Source organism: Saccharomonospora amisosensis (genome assembly GCF_011761185.1).
GTDB lineage: Bacteria > Actinomycetota > Actinomycetes > Mycobacteriales > Pseudonocardiaceae > Saccharomonospora_A > Saccharomonospora_A amisosensis.
In genome coordinates this window covers 2,252,365-2,269,740 of the sequence record NZ_JAAOYM010000001.1, presented here as the reverse complement: position 1 = coordinate 2,269,740, position 17,376 = coordinate 2,252,365, and the positions used below count along the sequence as shown (strand labels likewise).

Genomic DNA, 17,376 nt, shown 5'->3' with positions numbered 1-17,376 from the left:
TCTCACGCTGGGGATGGATCACCGCTGCAGCTCAGCAGCTCGGCGATCTGGGCCGCGATGACGCGGTGCCCCTCCGGGCTCGGGTGCATCCCGTCCGGGCTCCACATGGCTGAGTCCCTGGTCACGGGGGTGTCGATCATGTCGTAACGGAGCACGCCCAGTTCGGCGGTGAGCTTGTTCATGTACTCGTTGGCATCGGCGAACCGCGCTCGCAGAGCGCGGCGCTTGTCGTCGGAAAGGCCGGGGATCCGCCCTGGGATGTCCGGCCAGTTGATCGTGAACACGCGCGCGCCGCGCATCGTGAGGAGGGTGAGTATGTGCCGCAGGTTGTGCCGGAAGCGCGCCGCCTCGTACTCGCGTGACACGAGGTCGTTGCCCCCGACCGTGACGCCGTACAGCGGAGCGTCGCAGTCGAGCGCCGTGGCCAGCTGGTGGTCGACGACGTCCTGCGTGGTGGCGCCGAACGATCCCAGGTTGACGTACTCGTCGGGACGCACACCGATCAGCTCCGCCAGCCGCGGCACCCAACCGCGGAACCTGCCGTCGGGCAGCGGGTCGCCGCGGCCCTCGGCGAAGCTGTCGCCGATCGTCATGAGCTTCACGGTCATGCGCGCACACCCCCGACCATGCGGGCGACGTTCTCGGGAGCGAAGAACTGCTCGCCGGGCAGTGCTCCCGCGATGACGTTGAAGAAGTCCTTGGCGTACTCGTCATTGCCCGACATCGCGGTGAACACGGCGTCGAGCTGCGGCGGGAGCGTCAGTTCCCCGATGGTGGCGGCGAACTGGAAGGCCGAGGCGGTCGCCGCGTCGCGGGCTCGCTCGTAGTCGGCCACCGCCTCGTCGAGGTCGCGCTCTCCGGCCAGACCTTCGGCGACCCGGTCGGCGAGCAGCTCGGCGTGGACGAACGCGTCGCTGATGCCCTGACCGGTGATGGGGTCCTTGTGGTAGCCGGCATCGCCGACGAGCGCCCAGCCCGGACCGTGCGAGCGGCGGTAGAAGTTGTCCGGGTAGCGGATTCCGGTCAGCCGCGCGACGCGTTCACCGGCGTCGACGAGCTGCTCGGCGAACTCGGGTACGACGTCCTTGACGACCTGCAGGAACGAGGCCTCGGGATCGGTGCGGAACTCGGCCCACCTCGCGATCGGCTTCATTATGGCGACCAGGGTCTGTTCGTCGCTCGTCGGCCACACGCCCACCTGCTGGTCCACCCCGATACGGCTGTGGAAGTGCGTCCGCAGTCCCGTCCAGTAGGAGTAGTAGACGAACGACGCGGCCGGAATGCTGCGGTAGATCTCGGCGCCGACCGAGCGCGCGACGAAGGACTGGCTGCCGTCCGCGCCGATGACGATCTTCGCGCGGTACTCGGCCGGCTCCTCCGCGCCGTACCCGCCGCGAACGCCCACGACCCGGCCGTCGTCGACGACCAGCTCGCGAACCGTGAATCCCTCGCGGACCTCGACACCCGCCGTTCGCGCGCCCTCCAGCAGGATCGGATCCAGCACCGTGCGCCGCGGAGCGTAGGTGAGGTCGATACCGTCGAGCGGGTCGGCGAAGCCGTCGATCACCGCGTCGCGGTAGGAGATCGTCATGCGCCGTATCGCCGGCACGCCCGTGGCCGCGAGGCGGCCGAGCAGGCCCCACTCGTCGAGCTTGCGCAACCCGTACTGCTGCACGTAATGCGTGGACACCGTGTCGCTGGGCTGGGTCACCTTGTCGACCAGCAGTACGCGGTATCCACGCCTGGCCAGCAACATGGCGACCGGCGAACCCGCACATCGTGCGCCGACCACAATCGCGTCATACATCCGTAGACTCCCGCGCTCACCGTGTTTTGGTCTCGTCCTTTCCTTTTCTACGGAGCGCGAAAGGGGCCGGCAACGACCATTGCCTCTTCCTATCGAACCATTTTCGCAGGGTTCAGTTAACCGGCTGTTAGCACCTTCGTGCGGCACTTATCGTATGCCACCCAAGAGCAAATTCTCCGCGGAAATCTCCCAGGCCCAGCAGCGGCTCGCCACGGCGACCGCGAACGGCCGCACCGACTACGAGCAGGTCCGGCAGATGGTCGACTCTGTCGTGCCCTTCAACAACCACGTCGGCGTCCGCGTCACCGAGGTCGGCTTCGCCACGGCCGTCGCCGAGGTGGCCGACCGGAAGGAAATGCGTAACCACCTGGGCACGGTGCACGCCGGCGCCTTGTTCCTTGCCGCCGAGGTGGCCTGCGCGGGCGCGTTCTCCGGTGGCCTGGCCACCCGGATCGCCCAGGTCCAGAGCTTCGTGCTGCGCGACTCGAGGGTCAGCTTCCTGCGCCCGGCAACCGGGCGCATCCGGGCAACCGGAACGATCGACGAGAATGTGGTGTCGGCAATCCTCGCCGACGAGGGTGAAGGCCGCTACGAAATCGCCGGAAAGGCCCTGCTGAAGGACGATTCCGGCACGCTCGTCGGCAAGGTGGATTTCGACTACGTGTGCTGGATGAAGTAGACCGAAATTGTCGCGCCGGGTTCGGCCGCGGGTGTCTGGCAGAACACCGTGAACCCGGCGCGACACTCACGACGCGTACAGCTGCTCGATCTCGGCGGCGAAGTCCTTCTCGATGACCATCCTGCGCAGCCGCAGCGACGGGGTGAGCTGGCCTCGTTCGACGGTGAAGTCGCCCGCGACCACGCGGAACCTCCGGATCGACTCGGCCCGCGACACCAGGGCGTTGGCCTCGTCGACCGCCGTGGCGATCTCCGCGAGCAGGCGAGGGTCGGCCGGGTCGACCTCGGCGGTGCCCGCCCAGTTCCGCAGCGCCACCGGATCGACGGTGACGAGCGCGCTCACGTAGGGCCTGCCCTCCCCCACCACCATGCAGTTGGCCACGAGCGGATGCAGCCGGAGCCGGTCCTCCAGCAACGACGGCGCGACGTTCTTGCCGCCGCTGGTCACGATGATCTCCTTGCGCCGCCCGGTGATGCGCAGGTAGCCGTCCTGAAGGACGCCGAGGTCGCCTGTCGGCACCCACTCCTGCCCCGTGCCGTGGTCGGGCCAGTAACCGGGCGAAACCTGGGGGCCCCGCACGAGGATCTCGCCGTCGTCGCCGATCGCGATGGTCGTTCCCGGCACCGGCCTGCCCGCCGCACCGGGGAGGTTGGCGGTCGGGGCGCTCATCGTCGCGGTCGAAGCGGTCTCGGTGAGTCCGTAGGCGCCGAGCACGGTGAGTCCTGCCCTGGTGAAGAACCGCAACGTGGATGCGTCAAGTGAGGCGCCGCCACAGATCATGTGGGTGAGCCTGCCGCCGAGCAACGCGGGTACAGCGCTCTCATCCGGCACGGCCTTGCGGATCTTCTCCAGCACGTAGGGCACACCGACGAGGAAGGTCGGCCGGAAGGCGGGCAGTTCGGACACCAGATCGGCGGCGTTTCCGACGAGCCCCGTCCGCGTGGCCGCGCCGAGGCAGCCGTACAGGACCACCCTGCCGTACACGTGGGCCAGCGGCAGGAACAGCAGTGTCGTCGGCTGTCGTCCCCGCCACCCGAACAGTTCAGGCAGCAGGGCCACCACATTGCCCGAGGCGGCGAGGATGTTGCGGTGGGTGAGCACGCAGCCCTTCGGCTCGCCCGTCGTTCCGCTCGTGTAGACGATCGTCGCCGCGTCGTCGGCGCGAACCCTCGCTCGCCGGTTCCCCACCTCGTCGGCGCAGACCGCCTCGCCACTGCTGGCCAGTTCGGCGAACGACTCACCCAGCCGCCACACCAGTTCGGTGCCGAGCGCGTCGTCGAGCCGAGGCAGCGCGTTCGGATCGGCGAAGCACGCGACCGGCTCAGCGTCGGCCAGCACGGCCCGCACCTGCTCGGCCGAGGCCGTCGGGTAAACCGGCACGGTCACCGCTCCCACGCTGAGCACCGCGAGATCGGCCACGACCCAGTCGAGCGACGTCGGTCCGAGCACCACGACGCGGTCTCCTGCTCGCACGCCTTCCGCCAGCAGGCCCCTCGCCACCGCGAGAACCGTCCCGGCCAGCTCGCCGTACCCGACGTCGCGCCAGCCGTCTCGCTCGCGGACCGCCAGCACGGTGGTGTCCGGTTCGGACAGTGAGCGCGCGTACACAGCGTCGGTCAGGGTTTCGGAGTCGCCGACCTCCACCAGCGGGGCGACAGAGAACTCGTGCATCCCACCACTTCCTCAGTCCGAGGGCACCGCATCGATCGTCGTTCGCCACCCGCCGCGCGGCAACCGGTAAAGCGTTACCGTGCGATTGGTTCTCGCGATGGCACCTGCAAGCAGCCCAGCAACGAACGCACCAGGCCGGAGGGCTCACCGGACCGCCACACGGCATGCAGCACGAGATTCGGCACCGGGTCGACGATCGGCACGGTCGCCAGTCCCGCCACACCACCCTGGCTCAGCCTCGGCGCCGACGCGAAACCGACGAGCGGGCGCGCCCGGACGGCGGCCGCCGTCGCGAGCGAATCATCGATCTTCTCCACCACATCGAGCTGCGTCCCGGTGCCCGCGGCGATGTTGTGGATCTCGTCGTACATCGCGGGACACTGCTCCCTGCCGAACAGGATGCACTGCTGGCCGGACAGCTCACGAAAGCCGACGTGGTCGCGGCGCGCCCACCGGTGCCTGCGATTGACCACCGCGACGAGGTCGACCCGTTGCACCGGCGCTGAGGACACCTCGCCGCCCGTGGGACTGCCGAACACGAACGCCACATCGAGCTCACCGGCGGCGAGCGCGCGCAGCTGCGGGCCGCTGCGAGCCTGTGTCAGCTCCACGCGGATACCCGGGTGTTCGGCGTGCAGGCGAGTCAGCGCCGACGGCAGGACGAGCCTGCCCGCGGCGAAGTTGAATCCCACTCGCAGCGTTCCGCTGCGCCCCTCGGCAACCGACCGTGCCGCATCGGCGGCGCGCTCGACCAGTTCCAGGGCCTCCTTGATCTCGGCGAGGAACACCTGTCCCGCTGGGGTGAGCCGGACCGGATGCTGGGCGCGGGCGAGCAGCTCCACGCCCACCTCTCGTTCCAGACGTTTCACCTGCAGGCTCACCGACGACTGCGCGAGGTGCAGCCGATGTGCGGCACGGCCGAAGTTGTGTTCCTCGGCCACGGCGACGAACGAGACCAGCTGCTGGAACTCCATGGAGCCTCCAGGGTCGGCGTCCTAACCGGACGCGGCGGGCGTGGGACACGCGTCGTCGAGGCAGGCCAGAAACGCCTGCACCGTCGACGGTTGGTCATCCACGCGCCACACTGCGCGCAGGTCCACGGCGGGAGCCGGTTCCGCGAACGGCACGGCCACCGAGCCGATCCCTGCCGCGGCCTCGTGCTCCCCGCGATGAGCGGAGACGAAAGCGACCACCGGCCGGGTGGCGACCACGATCGCCGTGGCGCCCAGATCGTCCACGCGATGGGCGACCTGGAGCCCGATACCCAGCTTCTCCGCGGTGGCGATGATCGTGTCGTACATGGCGGGGCTCTGTTCCCTCGCGAACAGTACGCAGGGCTGGCCCGCCAGTTCGGCGAAGTCGACACGACGACGGCCTGCCCACGGATGGCGAACCCCGACCAGCGCCACGATCGGCACGCGCATCAGCCGGCGCTGGCCAAGGTCCGTCGCCGCCGCGCCGCTGTAAGCGAAGGCGACGTCGAGGTCGCCCTCACGCAACGCGGCCAGCTGCGCCCCGGACCTCCGCTCGGACAGCTCCACCACAACCTGAGGGAACCGTTCGTGCATGACCGAAAGCACCCTCGGCAAAACGTCCCGCCATGCCGAGAGGTTGTAACCGACGCGGACAGTTCCGGAACGACCCTCGGCCGTCGCGCGCGCCGCGCGCGTGGCACGGTCGAGCTCCTCGACAATGGCCTGGACGTGTTCTCGGAAGACTTCGCCTGCCGGAGTGAGCCGAACCTCGTGGGATGAGCGGACCACGAGCATCACGCCGAGCTTGCGCTCCAGCCGCTGGAGCTGCTGGCTCAGTGAGGGCTGGGTGAGGTGAAGCTTCGCCGCGGCCCGACCGAAATGCAACTCCTCCGCCAGGGCCAGGAACGACACCAGGTAGCGAAACTCCATGGGAGGTGACCTCCGTTCCGGTACATGTCTAAGCTTGCGCAGCCGTCGGGAACGCCGGGTCGGGCAGAGGCGAACAGTCGGTGAATCTCCGGCGATCCTGGCGAGCGGCGACACCTCCTCGTGAGCGCCACATCGGGTTCGAGATGATCAGCCGTGAGCGCGGGCGCGCGTCGGCTGACGTGATGTGGGTTCAACGTTGCGCGTGATCGAACTCGGCACGCCTGGCGTGCGGTACGCGGTGGTCGTGCCCGGCTCCATCGCCCGCGACCGGCTCGGCGTGACGGTGCACCTCGTCGCCGACGACGGCGCCGGGTGTGAAGCGACTCGTCAGGATCGTCACGAGGAAAGAGCATCTCTTCGAGCCTGTAGGGCTCGGCTGCTCGTGCCTACTCGACCAAGACAGCACGGCGTGGCCCGGTCGAAGTCAGCCGTGTCGCCCGGGAGTGCTCGAGCGTATGCGCCTGGACCACAGCTCGGGACACAACAACGGATCCGCGTTCTGACACGGCTCGACATTCACTGGCGGCCACCGGCGAGGAACCGCTCCAGCAGCCCGGTGATCACGTCGGACCGTTCCAGCGAGCTGGTGTGGCCGCACCGCGCGACCACCTCCAGCCGGGCCCCGGGGATCAGCGCGGCGATGCGCTCGGCCTCGTGCGGCGGCGTGGCGTTGTCGTCAGCGCCGACGACAACCAACGTGGGCACCGTGATCCCAGTGATCTCCGCCTCCACCGGGGCTCGGTCGGTGACCCCGCGCACCGCTTCACGCAGGGCAGCGCGGTCACCACGACGCAGGCGGTCCTGCCAGGCAGCGACCGCCCTCCTTCCCTCGGGATCGGCGAGGAAGCGGGGTCCGAACAGGTACGGCTTGACCGCGCCCGCGATGGGCCCGATGCCGACGAGGCGCAGCAACGTCGCCAGCCTGCGGTACTCCCGGACGCGGCGGGGGTTCTCGGGTCCCGCGCTCGTGCCGAGCAACGTCAGCGAACGCAGCAGTTCGCCGTGTCTCGCCGCGACGCGCTGTCCCACGAAACCGCCCATGGACAGCCCGACCCAATGCACGGGCGCGATACCCAGCCGCTCGATCAGGCCCACCGCATCGCGGGTGAGCGTGTCCATCCCCGCGTCTCCGGTGCCCGGCGTGTCGCCCTGCCCGCGCCAGTCGATCGTGACGCACCGGTAGCGCTGCCGTAGTGCGGCGATCTGCGGGGCGAACATCCAGCCACCGAACAGCAAGCCATGTCCGAAAAGGATGGTCTCCGCGCCGGGGGAACCGGCGGGGACACCCGTGTCGGTACAGGCGATCGGTGTGCCGCCCACGTCGATCATCACCGGCCGCGCTCCGTCAGGCTTCGGCGAGCTTGACGTTGCGCATGGTCACCAGCGCGGTGGCGCACAGGCTCTGCTCGCCGCCGTCGACCGCGTACAGGTCGGCGGCCGCGACGGTCACCAGCGCACCCGGCTTGACGACGCGCCCGCGGGCAAGCACGCGCTCGCCCCTGGCGGGGGCGAGAAGCTTCACGGTGTAGTCAATGGTCATGTTCACCCAGCCGGGCGCGAGCAGCGTGCCCGCGGCGGACCCTCCCGCGAAATCCGCGAGGGCACCGAGCACGCCACCCTGGAGGTAGCCGTTGTGCTGGGTCAGCTCGGGGCGGTAGGGCTGCACGATCTCGACCTCGCCCGGTGCGATCCGCGCGAAGTCGAAGCCGAGGTGCTGGGCGGCGGGCATGCTGAGCACCGCGCCCCTGACCGCGTCCTCATAGTCCGGATTGGCCGGTGTCGGCATGCTCATTCCGCTCGGTCCTCTCCATGTCGGGTGTCCACGCCTCGAAACCGGAAGCCAGGAAACGCTCCCTCGCGTCCGCGCGCATTATCTTGCCGCTGCTGGTCTTGCGCAGCCTGCCGGGCAGGGTGAGCACGAGCTCCGCGAGCGACACGTCGTGTTCGCGCGCGACCGCGGCCCTGACCGCCGCCGCCACCTCGGCGGGGTCGGCGTTTCGCCGGTACTCCCGCCGGATCTCCTGGACGACGACGAGCCGCTCCTCGCCATCGCGGGGCACGGAGAACGCGGCGCAACCACCCGGCCGCAGCGACGGATGCGCCGACTCGGCGGTCAGCTCGATGTCCTGCGGGTAGTAGTTGCGCCCCCGGATGATCACCAGATCCTTGCGCCTGCCGACGACGTACAGCTCGCCGTCGACGATCATGCCGAGGTCGCCGGTGCGCAGATAGGTCCGGCCCGGCTCCCCCGCGCACTCCGCGTGGAACGTCGCGGCCGTCGCCTCGGGGCGCCTCCAGTAGCCTTTCGCGACGTTGGGGCCGTGAACCCAGATTTCCCCGACGTGCCCGTCGCCGCAGGGCACGCGTGTGTCGGGATCCACGATCCGCACCTGCTCCCCCGGCACGGCGAACCCGGACCCGGCGAGGCGACGGCCGCCGGGTGCATAACGCTGGTGGCCGAGCGCCTCGGTGTTGACGTCGAGCGTGCGCGCGCCGCGGCCCGGCCTGCTCCCGGTGACGATCAGGGTCGCCTCGGCGAGGCCGTAGCAGGGATACCACGCCGAGCTGCTGAAGCCGAAAGGCGCGAAGGTCTCGGCGAACCGGCGCAGCGTGTCCGGCCTGATCGGCTCCGCACCGTTGAACGCCACCGCCCAGCTGCTCAAATCCAGCTCCCCCGCCGAGTTCGCGCGCGCGGCGTGCTCGACGCAGGCCTCGAAGGCGAAGTTCGGACCGCCGCTGGTGTGGGCCCGGTATCGCGAGATCGTCGAGAGCCACAGCAAGGGCCTGCGGATGAACGCCATCGGCGACATGAGGATGCTGGTGGCCCCGACGTAGAGGGGCTGCAGGACGTTGCCGATGAGTCCCTGGTCGTGGAACAGCGGCGCCCAACCCACGACCGTCGAGTGCCGGTCGTGGCCGAAGGCGAGCCGGATCATCTCCTGGTTCGCCGCGAGATTGCCGTGGGAGACCTGGACTCCTTTCGGTGCCGACGTGGACCCGGAGGTGTACTGCAGGAAGGCTGGCGACCCGGCCGTGCACGGCCACGGCTCGAGCGGCGGGCCCGCGCCGGGCAGGTCGTCGACGCAGAGCCACCACAGCGGTCCGTCCAGAACCGGCCGTAGCCCGGCGGCCATGGCGGCGGTCGTCAGCACCGCCACGGGCTCGCAGTCCCGGACGATGCCGAACGTCGCGTCCCGTACGCGGCCGCGGCGTGGTGGGTTCACCGGCACCGCGACCACGCCCGCGTAGAGGCAGCCGAAGTAGGCGGCGAGAAAGTCCAGGCCCGGCGGGAACACGAGCAGCGCCCGCTCCCCTGGGCGGCACCGCGAGCGCAGCACGCCCGCCACGGTGAGCGCCCTGGCGTGCAGCTGCCCGTAGGTGAGCGAGTCCTTCTCGGCCCCGTCCTCGGTGAGGAACACGTACGCCCGCCTGGCGGGCTCGGCGGCGGCGCGTTCGGACAGCACCTCGGGCAGCAGCCGCCCCTTCATGCCAGCTCCCCGGCGATCAGGGCGGCGATCGCCGCACGGTGGTGCTGGTGGAAGAAGTGGTCGCCGGAGAAGGTGTGCACGGTGCAGCCCGCGTCCGTGTGCCGGTTCCACGCGTGTGCCTCCTCGAGTGCGACGATCGGGTCGTCGATCCCGTGGAAGACGGTGATGGGGCAGTGCAGGACGGCCTCGTCCCGGCACTGGTACTCGTCCGAGAGCGCGAGATCGGCACGCACCAGCCGCAGCGCGTACCGCAGGAACGCGGGGCCCGCGAAGGTGAGGTCGGCTCCGGCGGTGGTCAGCGCCGAAGTGAGCTCCTCATCGGACGCGCGGTGGATCGGCGCGCCGCGGGCGGGCAGGTGCGGCGCCCTGCGACCCGAGACGAACAGGCGGTCCACCACGACCCCGCGCGCGTACAGCGCCCGCGCGAGTTCGAACGCGACGACTGCGCCCATGCTGTGCCCGTACAGGGCAAGGCGCGTGCCGGTCAGCGGCGCGAGGCGGGGCAGCAGTGCCGCCACGACGTCACCCGCACTGCGCAGCGGCGGCTCGGCGACGGCGTCCTCCCTGCCGGGAAGCTGCACGCGGACCGGCGCGACGGAGGCGGGAAACAGCGACAGCCACCGGGTGAACGACGACGCTCCCGCGCCGGCGTGGGGCAGGCAGAGGAGGTTCACCGCGGCGCCGGTGCGCTCGTGGCGCAGCCAGGTCCGCTCGGTGAGTTCGGCGGCGCTCACCGGGCGCCCCGCAGTGAGACCGGCAGGTGCTTCAGGCCACGGATGATGAAGCTGTGGTCCTGCCACGCAAGCGCGTCGCCTTCCCGCTCGACGTGTTCGGTGCGCTGGTACAGGCAGGTGAGGGCGGACTCGGCCTGCATCGTGGCCAGCGCGCCACCGAGGCAGCCGTGCATGCCATGGCCGAAGGCGAGGTGGGCGCGCGCGCCGCGGGCGAGGTCGAACACGTCGGGGCCGGCGAAAACGGCGGGATCCCGGTTCGCGGAGCCGAGGCACAGCAGCACCTGCTCGCCCGCTCCGACACGCACGCCCCCGATCTCGGTTTCGCGCGTGGTCAGGCGTTTGGTGAGCTGCAACGGGCTGTCGTAGCGCAGCGCCTCCGCGACCGCGGCCGGAGCCAGGCCCGGTTTCCGGCGCAGCCGCTGGGCCTGCTCGGGGTGGCGTAGCAGCGCGAGCAGGGTGTTGCCGATGAGGGACCTGGTGGTCTCGTTGCCGGCGACGAAGCACATGATGCACACGAACGCCAGTTCCTCGTCGCCGAAACGATCGCCGCGGGCCGTCCGGGCCGCCAGCAGGCTGCTCACGAGGTCGGTGCCCGGCCGGGCCCTGCGCAGGGTGACGACCTCACGCAGCGCCTGCGCGAACTCCTCGACCACCCCGGCCACCCTGGCCAACACGGTTCCGCGCAACAGGCCCGGTTCGAGCAGGTGTCTGATGGCGTGGGTCCACGGGCCCACCTGATTCCTGAGCTCCCCTGGCAGTGCCATCCAGTCCGACAGCACCTCGACGGGCAGGGGCGCGGCGAGTCCCTCGATGGCATCCATGCCCCCGTCGGCGAGGGCCCGCTCGACCAGTCGTCCGGAGATCGCTTCGGCCCTTGGGCGCAGGGCCGCGACGGCCCGCGCGGTGAACACGCGGTTGACGAGCCCGCGCAGTCGGGCGTGGCCGGGATTGTCGGTGAAGACCAGTGACGCGCGGCCGAGGCGGAGAACCCGCTGGATCCGCTCGACGCCCTCGTGGGCCACCCGCTCGGCCTGCCTGCTCACCAGCTGTGGGATCAGCTCGGAGCTGAACGTGCGATCCTGCAGCACGGCCCGGACGTCGGCGTGGCGGGAGACGACCCACATTCCCAGCGTCTTGTGCACGGGCCGCTCGCGCAGCTGCTGGTAGAGCGGGTAGGGATCGTCACGGAACGCCGCGCTGAACGGGTTGAACCGCACCGCGGTGCCCGCGCTCACCGGTGTCCTCCTGTGCGGAAGTAGCCGTCGGGGAAGGGCCGCAGCACCAGCCGCAGCAGGCAGATCTTGCCCATGCGGAAGCCGAGCGCCGACAGCTTGAGGTAGCGCTCGTACCTGGCGACGACCTCGGCTCCGACGAGCCGGACCGCCTGACTGCGGCGCTCCCGCAGCCGGCGTGCCCACTGCTCGCAGGTCCAGGCGTAGTCGAGCCTGCCGTTGTGCAGCGAGCAGACGTCGAACACGCCGTCGGCGGCGGCGGCGATCTCCGCGAGGGTCGGCAGGTCGGCGTCCGGGAAGACGTCCCGCTGCATGAACGTGCTGGCGTTCTCGCGGGACATGTTGGCGTAGGCGATCGTCTGCAGCGACAACGCACCGCCGGGCCGTAGCCAGCTTCGGCACCGGTCGAAGAACGCACGGTAGGTCGCGATCTTGCCGGCGCTGGTGTCGCCGGGCCTGGCGAAGTGCTCGAACGCTCCGATGGAGATGATGCCGTCGAAGCGGTCGCCGGGTTCGTACTCCTGCCAGCCCCGGAGGTGGACCTCGACGCCGCGATAGTCCCGGGACCGGACGTAGGCCGCCTGGTCCTCGCTGAGCGTGAGGCCAACGGCACGGGACACGCCGTGGTCGCGCGACAGCGCGCCCAGGATCGAGCCCCAGCCGCAGCCGATGTCCAGCACGCTGTCGGCCTCGGCGGCACCGACGGCGTCGAGGTGGTACCGCAGCTTGCGCTGCTGCGCGGTGTCGAGCGTGTCACCCTCTCCTTCGCGCCAGGCGCACGAGTAGGTGAGCGAGCGGTCCAGCCACAGGGCGAAGAAGTCGGTGCCGACGTCGTAGTGGTGGCGGATGGCGGCGGCCGCCTCCGCCATCCGGCCGGTCACGCCACGGTCCGTTGGGTGTGCGCGTGCAGGTGGTCGGCGACCGCGTTGAGCGTCGGGTTGTCGAACAGGTCCTCCGGGGCCAGGTCGACGCCGTAGCGCTGCTCCACCTCGATCAGCAGCGATACCGCCAGCGCGGAGTCGATGCCGAGCCGGTCGAAGTCGGCGGCGGGATCCACCGCCGCCGGCTCGACGTCGATCAACCCCGCGATGTACTCCTGGCACCACGCGACGATGGCTTCCCTGCTCGTGTCGCTGTTGTTGTCCACGTGCGTGTCTCCTATGCGGCGGTGATGCGCTTGGCGTCCATGCGCGCGGCGGAGGGCACCTTGAGGTCCCACGCCAGGCCACAGCACGCGAGCAGCTTGATGAGCCAGAACCCGGGGTCGAGGCGGTACCAGTCGAGACCGAACGACGGCGACTCCGGGAAGGCATGGTGGTTGTTGTGCCAGGACTCGCCCAGCGTGACGATTGCGAAGATCCCTCCGTTACGGCTGTTCTCCCTGGACTGGTAGGGCCGCGTGCCGAACATGTGCAGGAAGGAGTTGATCGCCCAGACGATGTGCTCGAGCACGAAGATCCGCACCAGGCCGCCCCACAGCAGGCCGCTGACGGCGCCGGTCCAGCTCATCGAGACCAACCCGCCGACAGCCGCGGGAACAACAAGCCCGAGCACGACCCAGTGGTAGTAGAGGCGGGCGACGCGGACGAGTGCGCGGTCGCGGATGAGATCGGGAGCGTAGTGCACGATGTTCGGGTACTCGTGGCGGCGCATCCAGAGGAAGTGCGAGTGCGCCAGACCGCGCAGCGTGCCCCTGAGCCCGCCTCCGGAGAGGTTCGGCGAGTGCGGGTCGCCCTCGCGGTCGCTGTACTCGTGATGCCGCCGGTGCAGCGCCACCCACGACACGAGCCCGCCCTGGCCTGCCATCGAACCGAGCACCGCGAGCACGACCGCCACCGGCTGGGCCGCCTTGAACGTGCGGTGCGTGAACAGCCGGTGGTACCCGACGGTCACGCCGAGCCCGGTGAGCAGCCACATCGACAGCAGCAGGGCCAGCTCGGTCCAGCCGAACGGATGCACCGCGAGGAACACGAAAGCCGCCGCGGTGCCCACAATGGGCAGGATGTCGAACAGCAGGAAGTGGCGCCGTTGCAGGCGGTGCAGGTATGGGCTATTGATGGTCTTGCGGCGAGGAACGGGCCTTTCCGGCGCTCGCTCGGCCATGTCTTCGGTCATCGTCGCTCAACTGCCCTTTCGCCGGTTGCCAACAGGCTTGTCGTCAGCGCGGACGGCACTGAACGTAACAACGCCGGGTCCTCCGGCCCGCGTGCTTGCCGAGTTGCCGATCGCGGCATAGGACTTCGTTATCGGGTCAGGCTCCCGTTCCAAATGCGCCGCGCACGACGCCACTTCGTCGCCCGGTGTTCACCGGGTGCTCGCACACCGCGGCTACCGTTCGGACGTGGAACTGCGCCATCTGATCTCGTTTCTCGCGATCGCCGACGAGCTGCACTTCGGCCGCGCCGCGGCGAGCCTGCACCTGGCCCAGCCGTCGCTGAGCCAGCACCTGCGCAGGCTGGAACGCTCGGTCGGGGTCGAACTGGTCGCGCGCAACTCTCACGAGGTGCGGCTCACTCCCGCGGGCGAGGCGTTCCTCGATCTCGCCCGCGACATCGTCGCCAAGGTGGATCAGGCTGGAGCGGCGGCCCGTGCCGCCGCCGCGGGCAAGGTGGGCACCCTGCGAATCGGGTACAACTTCCCCGCGGGACAGCGGATCCTGCCCGGTGTGCTCACCACGCTGGACAGCCGCCACCCCGCCGTCGACGTCGAGATGTTCGAGATGCGCACCGGGCCGCAGCTGGCCGCGCTGGCCGAGGGCAAGCTCGACGTAGCGATGGTGTACGGCAAACCCAGCTCCACGTCGCTGCTCAGCCGGCACCTGCTGCGCATTCCGCTGGTCGCCATCGTCGGCGAGAAGCACCGCTGGGCGGGCCGCAGGCGCGTACCGTTCGGGGAACTCGCCGCCGAATCCTGCGTGCTGTTCAACCGGGCGCAGTCGGCCGCGATGTACGACACCATCCTCTCCGCCGCCCACAGCAGCGGCATCCGGCTCACCATCGCCGAGGAGGTCGACGACCCCGGCGCCACGGCCATCCTCGCGGCCATCAAGCCGGTCGTCGGGTTCGCCTCGGCGGCACGGGGCGTCTTCGGCGGCACACCCGGCAGCCCTCGCACCACCTCGGTCGCCCTGTACGACCCCGTCCCCATGCTTGACCTCTACGTCGTCTGGCCCGACGCGCGGAACCCGCTCGTGGAAGCCTTCCTCAGTTGCCTGCCTGGTTCGCTCACTTGAGTCCCGACCGCACGAACGCGTTCACGATGTGCCGCTGCAGGACGAGGTAGAGCGCGAACACCGGCAGGCACGCCAGCCCAGCCGTGGCCATCAGCGGGCCCCATTCGTTGCCCTCGGTGCCCATGAAGCTGCGCAGGCCCAGCTGCACCACGGCGTTGCTGCGCTGCAGCACCATCGCGGGCCAGAAGTACTCGTTCCACGCGCTGATCGCCAGCAGAATGCCCAGCGCGGCCAGCGCGGGCCGCAGCGTCGGGACCACGACGGTCCACAACGTACTCCACGATGTCCGGCCGTCCATGCGCGCGGCGTCGAGCAGTTCCTTCGGAAAGGCGTTGAGGTGCTCCCGTAGCAACAGCACACCCAGCGCCGAGCACAGCGTGGGCACGATCACGCCCGCGAGAGTCTCCAGCAGGCCCAGCCGCGACAGCAGCACGTAGTTCGGCAAGATCGTCGCCTGGAACGGCACGAGCCACGTACCGACGAACATCAGGTACAGCAGCCGTTGCAGCGGGAACCGCCACGCCGCGAAGGCGTAGGCGGCGAGCAGCGCCACCAGCAGCTGCCCCAGCGCACTGAACACCGCGACCACGCCGGTGTTGAACAGCATGCCCAGCACGTCGTTCTTCGCGAACGCCTCCGTGTAACTCGCGGTGGACAGCGGCCACGGCAGCACCGACAGCGAGTACACGTCCCGCGGTGCGCGCAGCGATGTGGCGTAGAGCCAGTAGATGGGGAACACGCACACCAGGCTCAGCAGGCCGAGCACGACGTGCCCGCCGAGCCGCCGCGCCCGCGACGACAAACCCACCACGTCGTCAGTCGTCATGGTGACTCAGCCTTTCGGAGAGCCGCGTCAGCAACGCGGCCACCACGATGAAGCCGAGGAAGAACAGCACTCCCGCCGCGGCGGCCAGGCCCGCGTCGTGGCTGCGGAAGCCGTACTCCCAGAGCAGGTAGTAGAGGTTGGTGGTCGACCCGACCGGCCCGCCCTGGGTCAGGGTGTCGATCAGCGGGAACGTCCACTGTGCCGACAACAGCACGGTCATGAGCACCAGGAACGCCAGCGTCGGTGAGAGCAGCGGCAGGGTGACCCAGCGGGTCACCTGGCTTCGCGAGGCTCCATCGACCTGCGCCGCCGCCGCGTAGTCAGGATTGATGCCCGCCAGCCCGGCCGTCACCACGAGCACAGCGAACCCGACGACGTGCCAGCCGGTGATCACGATGATCGACAACTGCGCGGTCCCCGCCGTGTTGAGCCAGTTCACGTCGGTGCCGAGCACGCGGTTGACGGCACCGGCGGACGGGTCAAGCAGCCACTGCCACACGGCGGCACCGGCCACCGGGGCGACGAGCATCGGCGCGAACACCAGTGCCCGGTACACCCCCTGCGCCCTGCCTCGCACCCGCCGGGTGAGCAGCGCTACCACCACCGGGATCACCACCGCGAACGGCAGCATCCCGAGGATCACGACCACCGTGCGCCAGACCGCGCGACTCAGCTCCGGCGTGCTGAGCAGCCGCTCGTAGTTGCCGAGCCCCACATCGACCATCGGCGTGCTCGGCACGAGGTTCCACGAGTACGTCGACAGCACGAACGTCTGGGCCAGCGGCTGGTAGGTCCACACGACGAGCAGTACGACGGCGGGCACGAGGTAGAGGTACGGCGGCGCGAGCCGGCGCATCCGGTTCCACACCGCCTCCCGGGAGGCGGGCACAGTGTCCGCCGTGCCCGCCTCCCGGTTCCGCGCGGGGGCGGCGACCTCCACAAAGGTGCCGCTCACCATGCGCCGACGACCTCCCGCACCAGCCGCACCCGCTCGGCGGCCGCCACGTCGTACACGCCCTCGGCCCGCGACAGCGGCACCGCGGTGGCCACGAGCTGGTCCCCGAAGACGTCGATGCGGCTGAACGCCGCGTCCGCGCGCGCCCGCAGCCTGCCGCTCGGGGGCACCGCCGCCACGCCGTAGGCAAGGGCAGGCCCGACCCACACCGGAATCCCGCCCAGCGCTCCACAGCCCGCGTGGTGGGCGTGTCCGGTGACCACGAGCCGAACGTCGCTGCCCTCGACGACCCTGGCCAGCCGCTCGGCTTCCCGCAACCGCAACAGGTGCACGGTCGGCACCGGCGACGGCAGCGGCGGGTGGTGGCACACCAGCACGGTGCCCCGGGGTGCGGGCGTGGCGAGCACGTCGCCCAGCCAGTCGAGCTGCTCACCGGACAGGTGCCCGTCGTGCTGGCCCGGTTCGCTGCTGTCCAGCGACACCACACGCAGGCCGCCGATCGTGGTCACCGTGTCGTAGTCCGCTGTGGACGGCTGCTCGCCGAGCACCTCGGCGCGGAAGGCCCCTCGCTCGTCGTGGTTGCCCATCGTGTAGATCACCTCGGCACCGAGCCGACGGGCGGCGGGCTCCACGACCTCCCGCAGCCTGCGATAAGCGGAGGCAGCGCCGTTGTCGGCGAGGTCACCGGTGAGCAGCAGCGCCGCCACCGGCAGGTCCGACCGCTCGATCATCTCCAGCGCCGCGACGAGGTTCGCCGCCGTGTCGACGACGTCGTGCATCAGCGCTCCCTCGGGCAGCAGGTGGCTGTCGGTCAGCTGCACCAGGGTGAGGTCCGGCCCGGTGCCCAC

The 17,376-nt window shown here is 70.2% G+C and carries 19 protein-coding genes; 2 read left to right on the top strand and 17 right to left on the bottom strand.

Going from position 1 to position 17,376, the window contains the following annotated elements:
- Positions 1 to 2: 2 nt before the first annotated feature.
- Together FHU38_RS11135 and FHU38_RS11130 are read right to left on the bottom strand one after the other, a co-directional pair.
- Complete coding sequence (locus tag FHU38_RS11135) at positions 3 to 608, bottom strand: SGNH/GDSL hydrolase family protein (RefSeq protein ID WP_167169871.1); 606 nt, start codon at positions 606 to 608, stop codon at positions 3 to 5.
- Positions 605 to 1,807 (bottom strand): NAD(P)/FAD-dependent oxidoreductase, encoded by a 1,203-nt coding sequence (locus FHU38_RS11130; protein WP_167169868.1) that lies wholly within the window; start codon positions 1,805 to 1,807, stop codon positions 605 to 607. Before FHU38_RS11130 ends, FHU38_RS11135 begins: the two co-directional genes overlap by 4 nt.
- A gap of 154 nt (positions 1,808 to 1,961) precedes the next feature.
- On the opposite strand from FHU38_RS11130, the gene FHU38_RS11125 reads away from it, so the two are divergent.
- Positions 1,962 to 2,486, top strand: a complete 525-nt coding sequence (locus tag FHU38_RS11125; RefSeq protein WP_167169865.1) for a PaaI family thioesterase — start codon at positions 1,962 to 1,964, stop codon at positions 2,484 to 2,486.
- Positions 2,487 to 2,552: 66 nt separating this feature from the next.
- On the opposite strand, the gene FHU38_RS11120 is transcribed toward FHU38_RS11125, so the two are convergent.
- From FHU38_RS11120 to FHU38_RS11065, 12 genes are all read right to left on the bottom strand, one after another.
- Positions 2,553 to 4,157, bottom strand: a complete 1,605-nt coding sequence (locus FHU38_RS11120) for an AMP-dependent synthetase/ligase (RefSeq protein ID WP_167169863.1) — start codon at positions 4,155 to 4,157, stop codon at positions 2,553 to 2,555.
- Positions 4,158 to 4,231: 74 nt separating this feature from the next.
- The gene (locus tag FHU38_RS11115; protein ID WP_167169859.1) at positions 4,232 to 5,131 is read right to left on the bottom strand and encodes a LysR family transcriptional regulator; all 900 of its coding nucleotides are present in this window, start codon (positions 5,129 to 5,131) and stop codon (positions 4,232 to 4,234) included.
- Positions 5,132 to 5,152: 21 nt separating this feature from the next.
- Entirely contained in the window at positions 5,153 to 6,061 is a 909-nt protein-coding gene (locus FHU38_RS11110; RefSeq protein ID WP_167169856.1) for a LysR family transcriptional regulator, read from the bottom strand.
- A gap of 190 nt (positions 6,062 to 6,251) precedes the next feature.
- Positions 6,252 to 6,401, bottom strand: a complete 150-nt coding sequence (locus FHU38_RS11105) for a hypothetical protein (RefSeq protein ID WP_167169853.1) — start codon at positions 6,399 to 6,401, stop codon at positions 6,252 to 6,254.
- A gap of 176 nt (positions 6,402 to 6,577) precedes the next feature.
- Positions 6,578 to 7,390: an alpha/beta fold hydrolase gene (locus tag FHU38_RS11100; RefSeq protein WP_167175944.1), complete on the bottom strand. Its 813-nt coding sequence runs from the start codon at positions 7,388 to 7,390 to the stop codon at positions 6,578 to 6,580.
- Positions 7,391 to 7,406: 16 nt separating this feature from the next.
- On the bottom strand, positions 7,407 to 7,847 hold the full coding sequence (locus FHU38_RS11095) for a PaaI family thioesterase (protein WP_208415629.1): 441 nt from the start codon (positions 7,845 to 7,847) through the stop codon (positions 7,407 to 7,409).
- Positions 7,819 to 9,549 (bottom strand): fatty acyl-AMP ligase, encoded by a 1,731-nt coding sequence (locus FHU38_RS11090; RefSeq protein WP_167169820.1) that lies wholly within the window; start codon positions 9,547 to 9,549, stop codon positions 7,819 to 7,821. The genes FHU38_RS11095 and FHU38_RS11090 overlap by 29 nt, the downstream gene beginning before the upstream one ends.
- Positions 9,546 to 10,283, bottom strand: a complete 738-nt coding sequence (locus FHU38_RS11085) for a thioesterase II family protein (RefSeq protein WP_208415628.1) — start codon at positions 10,281 to 10,283, stop codon at positions 9,546 to 9,548. The genes FHU38_RS11090 and FHU38_RS11085 overlap by 4 nt, the downstream gene beginning before the upstream one ends.
- Entirely contained in the window at positions 10,280 to 11,518 is a 1,239-nt protein-coding gene (locus tag FHU38_RS27965; RefSeq protein ID WP_167169817.1) for a cytochrome P450, read from the bottom strand. Before FHU38_RS27965 ends, FHU38_RS11085 begins: the two co-directional genes overlap by 4 nt.
- Entirely contained in the window at positions 11,515 to 12,396 is an 882-nt protein-coding gene (locus tag FHU38_RS11075) for a class I SAM-dependent methyltransferase (RefSeq protein ID WP_313886733.1), read from the bottom strand. Before FHU38_RS11075 ends, FHU38_RS27965 begins: the two co-directional genes overlap by 4 nt.
- Entirely contained in the window at positions 12,393 to 12,662 is a 270-nt protein-coding gene (locus tag FHU38_RS27735; RefSeq protein ID WP_313886732.1) for an acyl carrier protein, read from the bottom strand. The genes FHU38_RS11075 and FHU38_RS27735 overlap by 4 nt, the downstream gene beginning before the upstream one ends.
- 11 nt (positions 12,663 to 12,673) lie before the next feature.
- Positions 12,674 to 13,630 (bottom strand): acyl-CoA desaturase, encoded by a 957-nt coding sequence (locus tag FHU38_RS11065; protein WP_167169814.1) that lies wholly within the window; start codon positions 13,628 to 13,630, stop codon positions 12,674 to 12,676.
- Between the two features lie 226 nt (positions 13,631 to 13,856).
- Here FHU38_RS11065 and FHU38_RS11060 point away from each other — a divergent pair, with 226 nt between their 5' ends.
- Positions 13,857 to 14,747, top strand: a complete 891-nt coding sequence (locus FHU38_RS11060) for a LysR family transcriptional regulator (RefSeq protein ID WP_167169811.1) — start codon at positions 13,857 to 13,859, stop codon at positions 14,745 to 14,747.
- Here the strand turns inward: FHU38_RS11060 and FHU38_RS11055 are convergent.
- The 3 genes from FHU38_RS11055 to FHU38_RS11045 are packed head-to-tail and all read right to left on the bottom strand — an operon-like array spanning position 14,740 to position 17,376.
- Complete coding sequence (locus FHU38_RS11055; RefSeq protein ID WP_167169809.1) at positions 14,740 to 15,573, bottom strand: carbohydrate ABC transporter permease; 834 nt, start codon at positions 15,571 to 15,573, stop codon at positions 14,740 to 14,742. The two genes, FHU38_RS11060 and FHU38_RS11055, sit on opposite strands and share 8 nt — an antisense overlap.
- The gene (locus FHU38_RS11050; RefSeq protein WP_208415627.1) at positions 15,563 to 16,531 is read right to left on the bottom strand and encodes a carbohydrate ABC transporter permease; all 969 of its coding nucleotides are present in this window, start codon (positions 16,529 to 16,531) and stop codon (positions 15,563 to 15,565) included. Before FHU38_RS11050 ends, FHU38_RS11055 begins: the two co-directional genes overlap by 11 nt.
- A complete protein-coding gene (locus tag FHU38_RS11045; RefSeq protein ID WP_313886731.1) occupies positions 16,525 to 17,376 on the bottom strand; it encodes a metallophosphoesterase in 852 nt (283 codons plus the stop codon). Before FHU38_RS11045 ends, FHU38_RS11050 begins: the two co-directional genes overlap by 7 nt.

What these genes read in the sequence shown, in the direction of transcription:
- FHU38_RS11130 (WP_167169868.1), bottom strand. Translation starts at nt 1,807, where the DNA reads ATGTATGACGCGATTGTGGTCGGCGCACGATGTGCGGGTTCGCCGGTC.
- FHU38_RS11115 (WP_167169859.1), bottom strand. Translation starts at nt 5,131, where the DNA reads ATGGAGTTCCAGCAGCTGGTCTCGTTCGTCGCCGTGGCCGAGGAACAC.
- FHU38_RS11065 (WP_167169814.1), bottom strand. Translation starts at nt 13,630, where the DNA reads ATGACCGAAGACATGGCCGAGCGAGCGCCGGAAAGGCCCGTTCCTCGC.
- FHU38_RS11120 (WP_167169863.1), bottom strand. Translation starts at nt 4,157, where the DNA reads ATGCACGAGTTCTCTGTCGCCCCGCTGGTGGAGGTCGGCGACTCCGAA.
- FHU38_RS11055 (WP_167169809.1), bottom strand. Translation starts at nt 15,573, where the DNA reads ATGACGACTGACGACGTGGTGGGTTTGTCGTCGCGGGCGCGGCGGCTC.
- FHU38_RS11100 (WP_167175944.1), bottom strand. Translation starts at nt 7,390, where the DNA reads ATGATCGACGTGGGCGGCACACCGATCGCCTGTACCGACACGGGTGTC.
- FHU38_RS11095 (WP_208415629.1), bottom strand. Translation starts at nt 7,847, where the DNA reads ATGCCGACACCGGCCAATCCGGACTATGAGGACGCGGTCAGGGGCGCG.
- FHU38_RS11125 (WP_167169865.1), top strand. Translation starts at nt 1,962, where the DNA reads ATGCCACCCAAGAGCAAATTCTCCGCGGAAATCTCCCAGGCCCAGCAG.
- FHU38_RS11090 (WP_167169820.1), bottom strand. Translation starts at nt 9,549, where the DNA reads ATGAAGGGGCGGCTGCTGCCCGAGGTGCTGTCCGAACGCGCCGCCGCC.
- FHU38_RS11135 (WP_167169871.1), bottom strand. Translation starts at nt 608, where the DNA reads ATGACCGTGAAGCTCATGACGATCGGCGACAGCTTCGCCGAGGGCCGC.
- FHU38_RS11110 (WP_167169856.1), bottom strand. Translation starts at nt 6,061, where the DNA reads ATGGAGTTTCGCTACCTGGTGTCGTTCCTGGCCCTGGCGGAGGAGTTG.
- FHU38_RS11050 (WP_208415627.1), bottom strand. Translation starts at nt 16,531, where the DNA reads ATGGTGAGCGGCACCTTTGTGGAGGTCGCCGCCCCCGCGCGGAACCGG.